Below are 15,557 nucleotides of genomic sequence, written 5' to 3'. Positions count from 1 at the left end.
CGCGGTGCCGGGAGTTCGAGCATGATCGCAATCGGGTGTCTGGCGCTGCTCGTCCTGCCATTGACCGGGCTGGCGTGTGGCGGATGGATCGCCGGTCCGGACGGGGCGATCTGGGGTGCCGCGATCGGGTTCGGCCTGGCGCTGGGGGTCTGCGGGTTCAGTGCGTACGCCTTGCGGGTGATCGGTCGGCGGCCGTGATGCAGTCGTGACGTTCGAGGGTAGGCGGCGCCGGGCGGGCGCGTTACGCTGGTGGCCATGCTTGCGATCCGCCTCCTCGTTGCGCTGACTGCGTGTTTTGCCTCCACGTCCGTCCTGGCGGAGTGCCGGGTCGGGGCGCTCGACGCGTTTCCGGAAAGGGCGCGGATCCATGTGCCCGTTTCGCCATCGGCCGGCGCCATGCCGCTCGTCATCCTGCTCCACGGCAGCACGAGCACGGGCGCGGAAATGCTGCGCGAGAGCCAGCTTGCCGGGACGGCGGACCGGCATGGCTTCATCGTGGTGGCACCCGACGGCGGGATCGCGGCGGGGCGTGGATATGTGTGGAACATCCCCGGCGTGGCGACCGTCACGGGGGCGATGCCCGCGAAGGACGCGCGCGACGACACCGCTTATCTGACGGGCCTGATCGACCGGATGGTCGCGACGGGCTGCGCCGACCGCAGCCGCGTCTACGCGACGGGATTGTCGGGTGGGGGGCGGATGGTGTCGTGGCTCGGCTGCGTCGATCCGCGCCGGTTTGCGGCGATCGCGCCGGTCGTCGGGTTGCGCGCCGGGCGTCCGCTGGGGTCCGATCCGAGACGCGTGGACCCTGCGACCTGTCGCCCGCGCGCGGCGTTGCCGGTGCTGGCGTTCTCGGGCGATGCCGACACGACCAACCCGATTGCGGGGGGCGGGGCGCCTTACTGGCAATATCCGCAGACCGCCGCGTTGCAGCGGTGGGCGACGCTGAACGGCTGCACCGAACCCTATGCGCGCGACGTCGGCAAGGGCGTGTACGAGCAGGGCTATGCCCGTTGCCGGGGCGGGGCGACCGTGGCGGCGCGCGTGATGCGCGGGGGCAAGCATAGCTGGTCGGTCGTCGACAACGAGGCGATGTGGGCGTTCCTGGCGCAGCACCGGCGTTAGCGGGCAGCCTAACGCACGGAACTTCCCTCAGTACGGTGACGGTCAGGCGCCGCCGAACGGGTCGCTGCAGGTGATGCGGCCGGGCGTGTCGATCCGGCCGGCGAGGCGGCGGCGATAGTCGGGCGCGCCGGGTGTCGACAGCGTGATGTCGTACCAGCCGAAGCTGTCGCGCAGCGGCCAGCGGTGGCGCGGTTCGGTGAGCGCGACGCGGGCGGGCGTGGTGCCGATCCGTTCGACCTGCGCGACCAGCCCAAGGCTCCGCGGATCGGACGGGAGGCGCAGGACCAGATCGTCTGGGGTTGCGGTCCAGCCGAGCGTCGCGAGGGCGGCCGGGTCGGCGCGGTACCCGGCGAAGTGGCGGTGGAAGCCGTTGGGGCCGAGCACCCACAGATCGTAGCGATCGCCGTTGTCGAACGACCAGTGGTCGTCGAGCGCTTTGCCCGGTTCGACCGTGTAGCGCCGCGGTGCGCGGGTCAGGTCGCGCCGATCGTAGACGTGGAAGACCGCGGCGGCGGTGCCGTCTGCGGCGAACCGGAGCTGGATCGCGCCGTCGGCGATCGTGTCGATGACGGTCAGTGCGTAGGGGAGCGGGCGGGCGCGACGGATGCCGGGTTCCTGCCAGGGGCGATCGGTGGTGGTGGGTGCCTGCGGGCGGACCTGTTTGGGGATCGCGGCGGCGCGGGTGGCGTCCGGGCGCGGGTCGGGCATGACCGCGGCCTGTGTGCGATCGGCCTTTGTGAAGTCGAACGCGGACGTCAGGTCGCCGCAGACCGCGCGGCGCCAGGGGGCGATATTGGGTTCGTGGATGCCGAAGCGTCGTTCGAGGAAGCGGATGACCGATGTATGGTCGAACACCTGCGAATTGACCCAGCCGCCGCGGCTCCACGGCGAGACAACGTAGAGCGGCACGCGGGGCCCGAGACCGTAGGGGCGACCGCGATAGGCGGGGAGATCGAGCGGGGCATCGGCCTTGCTCGGTTGGAGATGGTAGCTGCCGGTCAGGTTGACGGTCGATCCGCCGCCGGGCGTGCCGTCAGCAGCGCGCGATGGGGGCGCGGGCGGGGGCATATGATCGAAAAAGCCGTCATTCTCGTCGAACATGACGAGCAGCGCGGTGCGTGCCCAGACGGCGGGGTCGGCGGTCAGCGCGTCGAGCACCGCGGCGGTATAGGCGGCCCCCTGCGCCGGGCTGGACGGGCCGGGATGTTCAGAGCCCTTGGCGGTGGCGATGATGTAGGACACCTGCGGCAGCTGGCCGGCGAGGACGTCGGCGCGCAGCGCGTCCAGCTTGTGCGTGGTGATCGCGCGGTCGCGGAGCACGGCATCGCCGCGGCCGTCATGCGCGGCGCGGAAGGCGGCGAAACCGGCCAGCGGGTTGTCGGTGAAGTTGTCGGCCATGTCCTGGTAGATGCGCCAGTCGACGCCGGCGGCCTGCAACCGTTCGACGACGGTGGTCCAGCGGTAGGCGTCGGGGTTGCCGCCGTCCTGCGGGAAACTGTCGTGCGAGTTGCCGATCGCCGGGCCGCCGAGCGTGCCGCCCGGATCGTTGGTGCCGGACCAGAGGAACAGCCGGTTGGTGTTGGTGCCGGTTTGCGCCGAGCAGTGATAGGCGTCGCAGATCGTGAACGCCTCGGCCAGCGCGAACTGGAACGGGATGTCCTCGCGCCGGTAATGGCCCATCGCGCGCTGGCTCTTGGCCTCGGGCCAGTGCGCCATGCGACCCTCGTCCCAGCCGCGTTGCGCATCGGGCCAGCTGTGCGGCGTGCCCTCCATCCGCATTAGATCGAAATCAGTGCGGGTGGCGAGGTGGAAGGGCCGGACGGTGCGCTCGCCGGCCGGGTCGGTGCGGTCGCGCTGGTCCCAGACGGGGGCCGGATCTGGCGTCCCGGGGACTGGGATGGGGAGGCGATCGGCAAAGCCGCGAACGCCGCGCAGCGAGCCGAAATAATGATCGAAGCCGCGATTTTCCTGCATCAGGATGACGACATGCTGGACGTCCATGATCGAGCCGGTCCGCGCGTCGGGGGCGATCGCGGCGGCGCGGGCGATCGCGGCGGGTAGCGTCGACAGTGCGGCACCGGCGAAACCGGTGGCGAGCAGACTGCGGCGGGACAGGTCGGTCATCGGGATGGTCCCATGGCGAACGGGCGCGGTCCGGCTTCTACGCGGACCGCGCCCGGATGGCGTCAGAAATCGACGGACAGCGCGGCGGTCACGGTGCGCGGCGAGCCGAGGAAGGCCGACCCGCCGTCCGCGCTCGACAGGTAGCGCTTGTCGGTCAGGTTGGTCGCCTGGATCGTGACGGAGACGCCCTTCAGCCGGTCGTTCACCTCGCCGAGGTCCGCGCCGACATAGCCGCTGACCAGCGTGAACTTGCCGGCCTTTGCCTCGCCCCGCGTATCGATGTTGCGGTCGCCGACGAACTTGGTCGCGACGCCCGCCTTGAAGATCGATTTCTTGTAGTCCGCCGACAGGACCCACATGGTGCGCGGCGAATTGATCACCTGCACCCCCGGCGTCACGCCGACATCGGCATCCTGCGCGGCGTTGCCCGTGCCGATATAGGTCGCGTGGTTGTAGGTGAAGCTGCCCGACAGCGTGAGCGGCGGCAGGATGCGGTAGGCGAGCGCGGCCTCGACTCCGCGGCTCTTCACGCCACCGACGTTCAGGTAGACGCTGTCCTGCTGTTCCAGATAGTCGATCCCGGTGACGAGGTTCGACGAGATCGACACGATCTGGTTCTTGAACTTGATGTCGTAGCCGGTCAGCGAGGCCTGGATGCGGCCGGTGCTGTAGCGGGCGCCGACCTCGATATTGTTCGCGGTTTCGGGGCGCAGGTTGCGGATCGTCTCGGCGGGCTGGCCGAGCGGACCGTTGCCGATCGCGGCGAAATTCTGCGAATAGCCGGCGAACAGCTCCATCCCCTGGAGCGGCGTGACGTAGGTCAGGCCGGCGTTGATCAGCGGCTTGGAATGCGACTTCAGCGACGTCGCGCTGAGATCACCGAGCAGTTCGGTGCGGGTCTGGTCGAGGAAGAACTGTTTCACGCCGAACCGGGCGGTCAGCGGCCCGGCGGTCACCGCGTCCTCGGCATAATACATGATCTCGTCCAGGCCGTAGTCGGTGCTGAACTGGACGTAATAAGGCGTGCCGTCATAGGCCGGGCCGACGGTGGCGTCGGTGACCTTGTGCCAGTCGCGCAGCTGGTTCGAGCGGCCATGTTCGTACCAGAGGCCGGCGCGGAACTGGTTCTGGACGGATCCGAAATCATGCTGCCAGTCGACGTCGCCGGTGAAGCCGAAGCGGTCGTTCTGGTAGTGGGTGTGGCGGTACGACATGACCGGCGTCGCGTTGGCGGCGTAGCAGGTCGGCGAGTATTCCGCGGGCACGCCGCTGGTGCCGACGCAGCCGGCGGTCATGGTGGCCGCCGCACCGGTCGGCGTGACGAAGTACACCTTGCCGATCGAATCGTCGCCGCGCACGGTCGTGCCACCGGTATATTCGCTTTCGGGATTGCCGGCGCCGTCGTTCCGGACGTCAACCAGATAGGGCGGCGCGAAATCGCCGCGGCCGCGCATGCGGTGATAGTAGCCGGCCGCCTGCAGCTTCACCTCGCCCACTTCGGTGCGCGCCTTGAGATAGCCGAACAGGTTCTTGCGCAGCGCGCGCGACGTGGAGCGATAGGCCTGGTCGGTGTAGGGCAGGCCGGTCCAGTTGTCGGTATAGGCATCGTGATTAGGGTCGTTGGCGAATTGCGCCGGCGAGACCGATCCGAATTCGGATTCATCGGCATCGTCGTAGGAGACGAAGCCGGTCAGGTCGACGGTGCCGACCCGGCTGAGCAACTTGGCATCGATATGGTCGCGGCGGGTCTTGCCCGATCCGCCGATCCAGTCGTGAACGCGGGAGGTGGAGGCGCTGACGTAGGCGGTGGTGTTCGGCGCGATCGTGCCGGTGTCGCCGCGGACGTAGAATTTGCGCGCACCGAAATCGCCGCCCGCCGCGGTAAAGCGCAGCCGGCTGTCCGCGGTGGGATCGGACGTGACATAGTCGAGCGTCGCGCCGAGTGCCTCGTTCGAGCGCGACGAGATGTCGGCGGTGCCCTGCGACACGTTGACGGTCTTGAGGTCGAGCACGTCGATGTAGCGGTTGGCGCGCGATCCGCCGCCATAGCCCGACCCGCCGTTGGGCAGGCCGTCGATGGTGGAGCCGATCTGCTGTCCGCCGCCGCCGCCGCTGTTGAACCCGCGGATGCTGATCGACGTCACCCAGTCGGACGAGCCGAACGCGTCGCCCTCCGCCACGAACACGCCGGGCAGTTCGTTGATGACGTCGTTGACGCTGGCCAGCGCGGACTGACGGTCGATCATCGGCGCGGTGACGCGGGTGTTGGCGAAGGCGGTGGACTGCCCCGTCACGACGATGTCGTCGCCGGCGGACTGCGGGTCGTCCCGCGTCACGGGGGTCTTGTCGGCCGTGCCCGACGCCGCCACCGGAATCACGGCAGTTTGCGCGGCAGCACCCGTCGTCGCCGTCGCGATCACCAGGATCGCGGCCCCCGTCATCCAGCTTGTCATGTCGATCTCCCCGCGGTGCGGTCCGACTTTGGTCGGGTGTCACCGGTCACGACGCCCATGCGGAGATCATGTGACATCGTTGTGACATCATGTGGGATTACGTGGAAGTTTATGGGTTGTATCGGGTCGTCCTTCCCGCGAAACAGGGGCGGGGGAGTTGCCGGATGACGCAGTCGGATCGTATCGCCAGCCTGGTGGCGTTGCTGAAAGCGCGCGGATCCTGTTCGATCGCGATGCTGGCCAGTCACTTCGCCGTGTCGGACGAGACGATCCGTCGCGACGTCCGGCTGCTGGAGACCACCGGCCGTGCGTACAAGGTGCATGGCGGCGTCAAGCTGCCCGACAATCAGCTTGAGGCGCCGTACCGGCTGCGGATGCACGAACAGTCGGCCGCCAAGCAGGCGGTCGCGCGGCGTGCCGCAACGCTGATCGAGGACGGCATGACGGTGCTGATCGATTCGGGGACGACATCCTGCTGGGTGGCGCGTGCGTTGGCGGACCGCAAACGGCTGACCATCGTCACGAACAATCTGGAGGTGGCCGGCGACATGCTGGGGCGCAGCGGGATCCGCGTCTTCCTGGCCGGCGGGGCGGTGAACGTCGATTATCGTGCGACGTTCGATGCGGAGGCGATCCGTTACTCGCGCTGTTTTTCGCCCGATGCGACGATCCTGTCGATGGGCGCGATCGAGGCGCAGCGCGGCTTCATGGATTTCGAACCGGACGAGGCGGGGTACAAACGCGCGCTGCTCGACGGGGCGAGGCGGGTGATCGTCGTGGCCGATGCGGCAAAGTTCGACCGCGCGGGGACGGTGCATGTCGCCGATTTCGCGCAGGTCCACGACCTGGTTACCAACGCCCCCGCGCCGCCGGCGATCGCAGAGGCCGCGGCGCGGGCCGGAACCCGTTTGCACGACGGCTGACGTCGCGTCACGACGGGCGTTGGCGGATGAACCAGAGTGCCGAGCAGAACGTCAGCACGATCAGCGCGCCGCTCGTCCACAGCCCGGCATCGAGGAACAGGTCGAGCCAGTCGCGATCGCGGGTGGTCGCCCGGCGGATCAGCACCAGCGCGATGCTGCCCGAATAGCCGAACGCGTCGGCGAGGTAGATGAGGAAACCGGCGGTGCCGGGGGAGGGGCTGAGCGCGATCATGCGATCGAACAGGATCGCGCTGAACGGCGCGTAGGCGAGGTAGATGCCGACGCCCATCAGGATCATGCCGGCGACCGGCCCGATCGCGCCCGTCCGCAACGCGATGGTCGAGACCGCGAGGATCGCCGCGCCGAGCATGATGACCGCGTGGATCGTCACCACGGCACGCCGGTTGTCGCGCACCAGTGCCAGCATTGCGAGCCCGAGCAGCACGATCAGCGCGATCGGCGCCTCGGTCGCCGCGTAGAGTGCGGGGGTCGCGGGATGATCCAGCGCGGTCCAGAGTTCGGGCGCGAAATTGTCGCGCAGGTCACGCAACGCGGCGAGCATCGTGTAGCCGGCGACCAGCGCGGTGACCGGCAGCCAGTGGCGGCGCAGATAGGCGCGGCGGGCGGGCGCATTCATCGGTGCACGGGCGCCGCGTACGGCCTGATCCTGATCGTCCGGCGGCGGGGAGCGGGCCAGGACGACCATCCCGCCGAGCAGCAGCGGCGTGAACAGCAGGCCGGTCAGCGCCGGCATCCAGAACGGGCTGACCCCGAGGCCGAGCAGCGCGCTGCCGACCGACCGCGTGACGCCCGACGACAGGATGAAGCTGGCGGTCAGGATCGTCGCCAGGATGTCCGAATTGCGGCGGCCCTCAAGGTAGCTGAACACCAGCCCCCAGATCAGCCCGAGCGGCAGGCCATTCAGCAGCATGGCCAGCGGGCCCCAGCGGGCGGGGAGCAGCGCCAGCAGAAGGAGCGCGACCCAGGCCGCGCCGATCAGCGACAGGATCAGCCGGGCGCGATGTTCCGGGCGATGCGCGGAGACGACATGGACGCCGATCAATTTCGACGCGGCATAGCCGACCGCCTGTGACAGGATCAGCGCCGTCTTGTAGTCCAGACCGTCGAACAGGCCCGGCACGCCGGCAAAGTCCGCGACGGCGAACGGTTTACGGAAGCCATACATCGCGAAATAGACGCCGAACGCCGCGATGCCGGGCACGAACGCCGTCAGGCTGAGGCGGCCCGATGGCGGCGAGGATACTGAAAACACTGACGCCGACTAGGGCCGGACCATGTCAGGGGCGTGACAGCTCTCCCACCCGACGCGCCCGCCGGATGACAGTGTCCCGGCGATTGCGTAAGACAAGTGTCATCCGGCTTGCCGCATACGCGTCAAGACGCGGATCGACGTACCGAGAGCCGTTCATGCTGTTTGCCGTCGCACTGGCCTATGCGAGCCTGTTGTTCCTCGTCGCGTACCGGATCGACGGGGCCGGGGCGGACGGGGTGCGCCGCCGGTGGCGCGGGACCGCCTATGCGCTGTCGCTGACCGTCTATTGCACCAGTTGGACATTCTACGGCGCGGTCGGCAGCGCGAGCGTCGGGGGATGGGCCTATCTGCCGATCTATCTCGGGCCGATCCTGCTCTACGCGCTGGGGATCCGCTGGCTCGAACGGCTGATCGTGGTGGCCAAGGAAGTCGGTGCGACGTCGGTGTCGGATTTCATCGGAACGCGGTTCGGCAAGAGCCGCGGCGTGGCGGCGCTGGTAACGCTGCTCGCGCTGGCCGGCACGGTGCCGTATCTCGCGCTGCAGCTCCGGTCGGTCGGGACGACCTATGCGCTGTTGTCCGACCATGCATCGACGTTGCTGCCAATGGCGACGACCGCGGTCGTGCTGGCGGTGTTCGCGATGCTGTTCGGCACGCGGCGCTACGAGGCGGCGGGCAAGAACCCCGGCGTCATGTTCGCGGTGGCGGTGGAGGCCAGCGTGAAGCTGATCGCGTTCCTGGCGATCGGGGTGTTCGCGGTGATGCAGATCACCAATACGCCGCCCGCGGTCCGCGCGCTGGCCGTCGACCGGCTGGCGACGCTGTTCGCGCCGGGGGCGTTGCGGGCGGACTTCTTCGTGACGACGTTGCTGGCGGCCGTGGCGGCGATTGCCCTGCCGCGGCAGTTCCACATCGCGGTGACGCAGGCCGACGACGCGCGCGACATCAGGCGCGCGCGCTGGCCGTTCGTGGGGGCGCTGGCGATTTTCAGCTTGACCGTGCTGCCGATCACGCTGGCGGTGCTGGCCGCGGGATCGGGCGGCGCGGCCGACATGCTGGTCATCCAGCTACCGTTGCAGGCGGGCAGTTTCCCGGTGGCGCTGCTGGTGTTCGTCGGCGGTTTCTCGGCCGCGACGGGCATGGTGGTGGTCGAGATGATCGCGTTGTCGACGATGGTGTCGAACGACCTGCTCGCGCCGTTGCTGATCCGTCGGCTGACGGTGGCGAGCGAGGCGGATGCCGGCGTGGTGCTGCTGCGCGTCCGGCGCACGGTGATCGCAGGGCTGATGGCGATTGCGCTCGGCTATGCGGTCGCGCTGCCGACGGGTGTCACGCTGGCCGAGACGGGGCTGGTGGCGTTCACGGCGATGGCGCAGTTCGCGCCCGCGCTGATCCTGGCGGTCGAGCGCGAGGGGCGCGACGCGCCGGCCGCCAAGGCGGGGCTGGCGACCGGGCTGGTTGCGTGGACCACGCTGGTCCTGATCCCCGCGCTGGGCGTGGCCGCACCGCTGAGCGGACTGGCGGCGGCGATCGGGCTGGGCGGGTTCGCGACGGGCGCGGTGGCGAGCCTGGCGGCGAACCTGTTCGTCCACGCGCTGGTCGCGGCGCGGCCGGCCGGGCGGAGCGTGATCGCGGCCCCCGCCGCCCGTGACGCCGGGCGTGCGATGACGTCGGGCGAGTTGCTCGATTTCGTCGCGCGGTTCGTGGGGATGGACAAGGCGCGGGCTGCGTTGAACGAAGCCGGCAGACCGGGCGGCGGAGCCCATTCGCAGGCGCGCGCCGCGGAACGGCTGATCGCGAGTGCGGTGGGGGCGCCGTCGGCACGGGCGCTGGTGGCATCCGCGCTGTCGGGCACCTCGCTGTCCGCGATCGAGGTGGCGCGGATGCTGGATGCGAGCGGGCAGAGCCTGCAATTCTCGCAAGGGCTGCTTGCCGCGACACTCGAGAATATCGATCCGGCGGTCAGCGTCGTCGACCGCGACCTGGCGCTGGTCGCGTGGAATACGCGGTATCTGGAGATGTTCGGGTTCCCGCCTGGGATGATCCGGGTCGGCGCACCGGTGGCCGACGCGATCGCGTTCAACGCGATGCGCGGTGAGTGCGGACCGGGCGAGGTAGACAGCCATGTGGAACGCCGGCTGGCGAACATCCGGCGCGGGCGGCAGCATAGTTTTGAACGGACGCGCAGCGACGGCCGCGTGCTGAAGACGGTCGGCGGGCCGATGCCGGGCGGGGGTTACGTAATGTGCTTCTCCGACGTGACGGCGGAGGCCAAGGCGCGGGACGTGCTGGAAAGCGCGCGGATCGAGCTAGAGGCGCGTGTCGAGCAGCGTACGGCCGAGCTGTCCGCGGTGAACGCCGACCTGGCCCGCGCAACGGCCGACAAGACGCGGTTCCTGGCAGCGGCCAGCCATGACCTGATCCAGCCGCTGCACGCCGCGCGGCTGTTCACCGCGGCGCTGGACCGGGCGGTGGGCGGGCATCCGCTGGCGGCGAAGGTCGATCAGTCGATCGTCGCGGCGGAGCGGCTGCTGCGCGCGCTACTCGACATTTCCCGGCTGGATGCGGGCGGGATCGTGCCGGTCGTGCGGCCGTTCGCGCTGCGCCCGTTGCTGCGCGAGGTGCTCGACGGGCTGGCGCCGCGGGCGGCGGAGAAGGGGCTGACGCTGCGGCTGGCGTGCGGCGACGCGGTGGTGGCGAGCGATGCGACGATGGTGCGGTCGATCGTGCAGAACCTGATTTCGAACGCGGTACGGTACACCGCGGAGGGCGGGGTGGTGGTGGGCGCGCGGCGGCGCGGCGACGGCATCCTGATCGAGGTGTGGGACAGCGGGATCGGCATTCCGGCGGCGGACCGCCAGCGGATCTTCGGCGAGTTCGAACGGCTCGAAAGCGGTGACGATGTGGGGGTCGGGCTGGGCCTCGCGATCGTCGAGCGGACCGCGCGGCTGCTCGGCGCGCCGGTGACGTTGACCAGTCAGGTCGGGCGCGGCAGCCGGTTCGCGTTCACGCTGCCCGAGGCGGCGGACGCGCCGGTGGTGGCGCCGCGTGTGGCCCCCAAGCGGTTCGCGCGGGCGGCGACGATCCTGGTCGTCGACGACGATGCGCGGGTGTGCGAGGCGATGGTCGCGATGCTGTCGGCCCGTGGCCACCGGGTGCATGTCGCGGGGAGCGCGGCGGCGGCGCTGGCGACCGGATTGCCGTATGACGCGGCGCTGATCGATTTCCACCTAGGCGAGGAGATGGACGGGCTGGCGCTGATTGCAGCACTTTCTGCAATACCGGCGGCGCTGGTGACGGCGGAGCCCGGCCCGGCGCTGGCGCAGCGGGCCGCGGCGTGCGGGGTCGCGCTGCTAACCAAGCCGCTCGATCCCGATGCGTTCGACAACTGGCTGGCGGGCGCGCTCAGCGCTTGATGGCGGGGCGGGGCTCTAGCCCCAGCGCGCGGGCGGCGAGCGCGGCTTGCGTGCGGTTGGTGACGTCGAGCTTGCGCAGCACGGCGGTCATGTGCGCGCGGACGGTCGCCTCGCTGATGCCGAGATCATAGGCGATCTCCTTGTTGTAGCGCCCGTCGAGCACGCCGAGCAGGACCTTGAGCTGCGTCGGGGTGAGCGATGCGACGCGGGCCGAGGCGTCGTCGGTCGGATCGGCGGGCGGGTCGGGCTCGGCGGGCGCGGCATGGCCTTCGAGTGCGGCGGCGATCGCCTGTTCGATCGTGGCGAGGTCGGCGCCCTTGCCGAGGAAACCGATCGCGCCGAACCGCCGCACCTCGGGCAGCGCCACGGCGGCGTCGGCGCTGGAGACGACCAGGATCGGCACGGTCGGCCGCTCGGCATGGATCAACGCGACGCCCGCATAGCCGGTGGCACCGGGCATCTTTAGGTCGAGCAGGATCAGCTCCAGATCGTCCGTCTCCGCCGCCAGCGTCGCGGCGCGGGCGAGCGTGCCCGCTTCGAGCACGCGCGCGGCGGGGCGCACGGCGGCGACCGCCAGGCCGAGCGCCTGGCGGAATAGCGGATGGTCGTCCGCGATCAGGATCGATCCGCTCAGCCGATCCGCTCCTTTACCAGCAGCGCAACCACCGAGGGATCGGCGAGGGTCGAGATGTCGCCGAGGCTGGTGGTGTCGCCCTCCGCGATCTTGCGCAGGATGCGCCGCATGATCTTGCCCGACCGCGTCTTGGGCAAGGCAGGTGCGAATTGCAGCGCGTCGGGCGTGGCGATCGGGCCGATTTCGCGCCGAACCCAGGCGCGCAGTTCGTCGCGGGTCGCATCGTCGCCGGTGTCGCCGGCGTTGAGCGTGACATAGGCGTAGATGCCCTGACCCTTCACCTCGTGCGGCATGCCGACGACCGCGGCCTCGGCCACGCGCGGATGGGCGACGAGCGCGCTTTCGACCTCCGCCGTGCCCATCCGGTGGCCGGAGACATTGATGACGTCGTCGACGCGGCCGGTGATCCAATAGTCGCCGTCCGCGTCGCGGCGTGCGCCGTCGCCGGTGAAATATTTGCCGGGATAGGTGCTGAAATAGGTCTGGAAGAAGCGGTCGTGATCGCCCCAGACGGTGCGCATCTGCCCCGGCCAGCTTTCGGCGATAACGAGATTGCCCTCCGTCGCGCCGTCCAGCACGACCCCCTCCGCGTCAACGAGTTGCGGCATCACGCCGGGCAGCGGCTTGGTCGCGCTGCCGGGTTTGCCGACGGCGGTGTGCGGGGAGGGGGCGATCATGATGCCGCCGGTCTCGGTCTGCCACCAGGTGTCGACGATGGGGCAGCGGCCGTCGCCGACGACGTCGTGATACCAGCGCCACGCCTCCGGATTGATCGGTTCGCCGACGCTGCCGAGCAGCCGCAGTGATGCGCGCGACGAGCGTGCGACCCAGGTGTCGCCTTCACGCATCAAGGCGCGGATCGCGGTCGGGGCGGTGTAGAAGATCGTGACGCCGAGCCGATCGATCGTTTCCCAGAAGCGGCCATGGTCGGGATAGTTGGGCACGCCGTCGAACATCACGGTGGTGGCACCGCTGGCGAGCGGGCCGTAGACGACATAGCTGTGGCCGGTGACCCAGCCGACATCGGCAGTACACCAGAAGAGATCACCCTCGCGGTAGTCGAACACTTCCTGAAACGTGACCGCGGTCCAGACGAGGTAGCCGCCGCTGCTGTGCAGGACGCCCTTGGGTTTGCCGGTTGATCCGGAGGTGTAGAGGATGAAGAGCGGATCCTCCGCGTCCATCGGTTCGGGCGCGCAGTCCGCGGACGCGTCGTCCATCGCCTCATGGTACCAGATGTCGCGCCCGGCGGTCATCGGGATGTCGGCACCCGTGCGGCGGACGACGACCACACGCTGCACGCCGGCGCATTTTTCGAGCGCGGCATCGACGTTTGCCTTTAATGGGATGCGCTTGCCGCCGCGGCAGCCTTCGTCCGCGGTGATGACGAAGGTCGATCCGCAATCCTCGATCCGCCCGGCCAGGCTGTCGGGCGAGAAGCCGCCGAACACCACCGAGTGGACTGCGCCGATCCGCGCGCAGGCGAGCATCGCGACCGCCGCCTCGACTATCATCGGCATGTAGAGCGTGACGCGGTCGCCCTTAGCGACGCCTTGCACCTTCAGGACGTTGGCAAACTTGCAAACGCGGGCGTGTAGGTCGCGGTAGGTAACGCGCTCTGTTTCGCCGGGCTCGTCACCCTCCCAAATGATCGCGACCTGATCGCCGCGCGTGTCGAGATGCCGGTCGAGGCAGTTGGCCGACACGTTGAGCTTGCCGTCCGCGAACCAGCGTATGCGGAAATCGGCGGCGTCGAACGAGGCGTCCTTCACCTGCGTGTAGGGCTCGATCCAGTCGATCGCCCGGCCGCGGTCGCGCCAATAGCCATCGGGATCGGCGGCCGCGGCGGCGCGGCGGTCCTGCAACGCGGTGTCCGGCGCGGTGTTTTTGTCGGGGTCCGCACGCTCTTGGATTGCGCTCGTCATCGATCCATCTCTCGCTTGCTACGTCCGATGCAATCTATGGGCTGACCGTGGTGAGCGGTATACGACGTTTATCGCGGTTAACGCCGCGCGGCCGCTGCGCGATGATGTACCCAGTACAAAACGGGTCGACCCGTTCGGGCTGGGGAGAGGCCAATGAGGCGTTTCAAACGCTGCGCATCGCGTATGCTGCTGCTTTCGGGCACTGCCATGCTGGTTACCACCGCCGGGCCTGCCGCGGCGCAGGGTGCCGGTTCGCCCGGGACCAGTGCGCGCGAAGCGGCACTGGAAGCCCGGCTGAAGCTGCTCGAACAGGCGGTGTCCGACCTCAGATCCGAGTTGGTCCAGAGCCGTGCGTCGTCATCGGTGGCGTCCTCGTCCGCGCCGATCGCCACCGGGGCGTCGGCTGGCGCCGCACCGACCGCGGTCGCGTCCGCATCGTCCGGCCAGTCCGGCCCCAGCGGACCGTCCGGTCCGGGCGTCAATCCGCAGGTCGCGAGCGCCGGGACGGCGGGCGGCCCCACGGCAAACAGCACCGCATCGAGCACCGCGTCGTCCCCGTCCGGCGACGGGTTCCGGATCGGCAACACGACGGTCAAGCTGAACGGCTTCGTCCGGCTGAACGTCATCGCCAGCCGGTACAGCGACGGCGAGGTCGCGGTCGGTGGTCTCGGCAAGGAGTTCTTCCTGCCGCAGCAGATCCCGGTCGGCGGCGGTTTTTCCAGCGAGGATCTGTTGCTGTCCGCCCGCCAGACGCGGCTCGGGTTCAGCACATCGACCCCGGTGAACGGGACGGACATCAAGACGCTGATCGAATTCGATTTCGCGCTGGCGACCGCACCGGTGGGGGCGCAGCGTGCGACCAATCCCTACACGCCGACGTTCCGGCGCGGCTTCATCGAATATGGCCGCTGGCTGGTCGGGCAGGAGTGGTCGACGTTCCAGAATCTCGGCGTGCTGCCCGAGACGACCGATTTCGTCGGTCCGCTGGACGGCACGGTGTTTAACCGCCAGGCGCTGATCCGCTATACCGTGCCGTTGCGGCCCGGCATGACGTTGCAGCTGGCCGCGGAGAACCCGGAGACCGAGACCGCGCTGCCGACCAACGCCGCGCTGGTCGATACGGACGACGACCGGTTGCCCGACGTCGTGGCGCGCGTGAACTGGAAGGGGACGCTAGGCGAATTCGCGCTGGCCGGCATCGCACGCGAACTGCGCACCGATACGCTGGGCGTCGGCGACAGCGCGTTCGGCTGGGGCGTGTCGGGATCGGGCAAGATCCCGTTCGGCGCCCGTCACGACCTGCGGTTCATGGCGACATACGGCCAGGGGATCGGGCGCTATCTCGGTCTCGGCTACGTGCCGGATGCGATCTACGGCGGCACTGCGCAGTCGCTGGGGCGGATCGACAATTTCGCGGCGTTCGCGGCGTTGAAGCTCGGCTGGAGCGCGACCGTGCGTTCCACCTTCATGGGCAGCTACCAGTCGGCCGACTATCCGGAGGGCGTGATCGTGACGGGTCTGGCCAACGCCAAATCCTATGGCGGTGCCGCGAACCTGTTCTGGACGCCGGCCAAGGGTTTCGACCTGGGCATCGAATATCGCCACGCCGTCCGCGAATTGCTGTCGGGGGACAAGGGCGCGCTCGACCGGGTCGAGTTCGCAGTGAAATACGGGTTCTGATCAG

At 69.3% G+C, this 15,557-nt stretch carries 10 protein-coding genes; 5 read left to right on the top strand and 5 right to left on the bottom strand.

Annotated elements, in window-relative coordinates:
* Positions 1-21 precede the first annotated feature (21 nt).
* Together IEX50_RS13875 and IEX50_RS13870 are read left to right on the top strand one after the other, a co-directional pair.
* Positions 22-198, top strand: coding sequence for a hypothetical protein (locus tag IEX50_RS13875; RefSeq protein WP_184075288.1), 177 nt, complete (start codon positions 22-24; stop codon positions 196-198).
* Between the two features lie 57 nt (positions 199-255).
* Positions 256-1,125 carry a CE1 family esterase gene (locus IEX50_RS13870; protein WP_157176490.1) on the top strand — a complete coding sequence of 290 codons (870 nt, stop codon included), beginning with the start codon at positions 256-258 and terminating at the stop codon, positions 1,123-1,125.
* A gap of 42 nt (positions 1,126-1,167) precedes the next feature.
* On the opposite strand, the gene IEX50_RS13865 is transcribed toward IEX50_RS13870, so the two are convergent.
* A complete protein-coding gene (locus IEX50_RS13865) occupies positions 1,168-3,249 on the bottom strand; it encodes a phosphocholine-specific phospholipase C (RefSeq protein ID WP_157176220.1) in 2,082 nt (693 codons plus the stop codon).
* Positions 3,250-3,311: 62 nt separating this feature from the next.
* Entirely contained in the window at positions 3,312-5,702 is a 2,391-nt protein-coding gene (locus tag IEX50_RS13860) for a TonB-dependent receptor domain-containing protein (protein WP_157176221.1), read from the bottom strand.
* Positions 5,703-5,866: 164 nt separating this feature from the next.
* Here IEX50_RS13860 and IEX50_RS13855 point away from each other — a divergent pair, with 164 nt between their 5' ends.
* Positions 5,867-6,625 (top strand): DeoR/GlpR family DNA-binding transcription regulator, encoded by a 759-nt coding sequence (locus IEX50_RS13855; protein ID WP_229674027.1) that lies wholly within the window; start codon positions 5,867-5,869, stop codon positions 6,623-6,625.
* 7 nt (positions 6,626-6,632) lie between these two features.
* Here IEX50_RS13855 and IEX50_RS13850 read toward each other — a convergent pair whose 3' ends face one another.
* Positions 6,633-7,898 (bottom strand): DUF5690 family protein, encoded by a 1,266-nt coding sequence (locus IEX50_RS13850; RefSeq protein ID WP_229674026.1) that lies wholly within the window; start codon positions 7,896-7,898, stop codon positions 6,633-6,635.
* A gap of 155 nt (positions 7,899-8,053) precedes the next feature.
* Here IEX50_RS13850 and IEX50_RS13845 point away from each other — a divergent pair, with 155 nt between their 5' ends.
* Positions 8,054-11,314, top strand: coding sequence for a hybrid sensor histidine kinase/response regulator (locus IEX50_RS13845; RefSeq protein WP_184075286.1), 3,261 nt, complete (start codon positions 8,054-8,056; stop codon positions 11,312-11,314).
* Here the strand turns inward: IEX50_RS13845 and IEX50_RS13840 are convergent.
* Positions 11,304-11,948, bottom strand: coding sequence for a LuxR C-terminal-related transcriptional regulator (locus IEX50_RS13840; protein WP_157176493.1), 645 nt, complete (start codon positions 11,946-11,948; stop codon positions 11,304-11,306). The two genes, IEX50_RS13845 and IEX50_RS13840, sit on opposite strands and share 11 nt — an antisense overlap.
* Positions 11,945-13,873 carry an acetate--CoA ligase gene (acs, locus tag IEX50_RS13835; protein WP_157176223.1) on the bottom strand — a complete coding sequence of 643 codons (1,929 nt, stop codon included), beginning with the start codon at positions 13,871-13,873 and terminating at the stop codon, positions 11,945-11,947. The genes IEX50_RS13840 and acs overlap by 4 nt, the downstream gene beginning before the upstream one ends.
* Positions 13,874-14,026: 153 nt before the next feature.
* Here acs and IEX50_RS13830 point away from each other — a divergent pair, with 153 nt between their 5' ends.
* On the top strand, positions 14,027-15,553 hold the full coding sequence (locus tag IEX50_RS13830) for a DcaP family trimeric outer membrane transporter (RefSeq protein WP_229674024.1): 1,527 nt from the start codon (positions 14,027-14,029) through the stop codon (positions 15,551-15,553).
* Positions 15,554-15,557: the final 4 nt, after the last annotated feature.

The organism is Sphingomonas prati (assembly GCF_014643515.1).
In the GTDB taxonomy this organism is placed as follows: domain Bacteria; phylum Pseudomonadota; class Alphaproteobacteria; order Sphingomonadales; family Sphingomonadaceae; genus Sphingomonas_R; species Sphingomonas_R prati.
The sequence above is the reverse complement of the archived record's forward strand: the minus strand, read 5'-3'. Positions and strand labels throughout refer to the sequence as shown.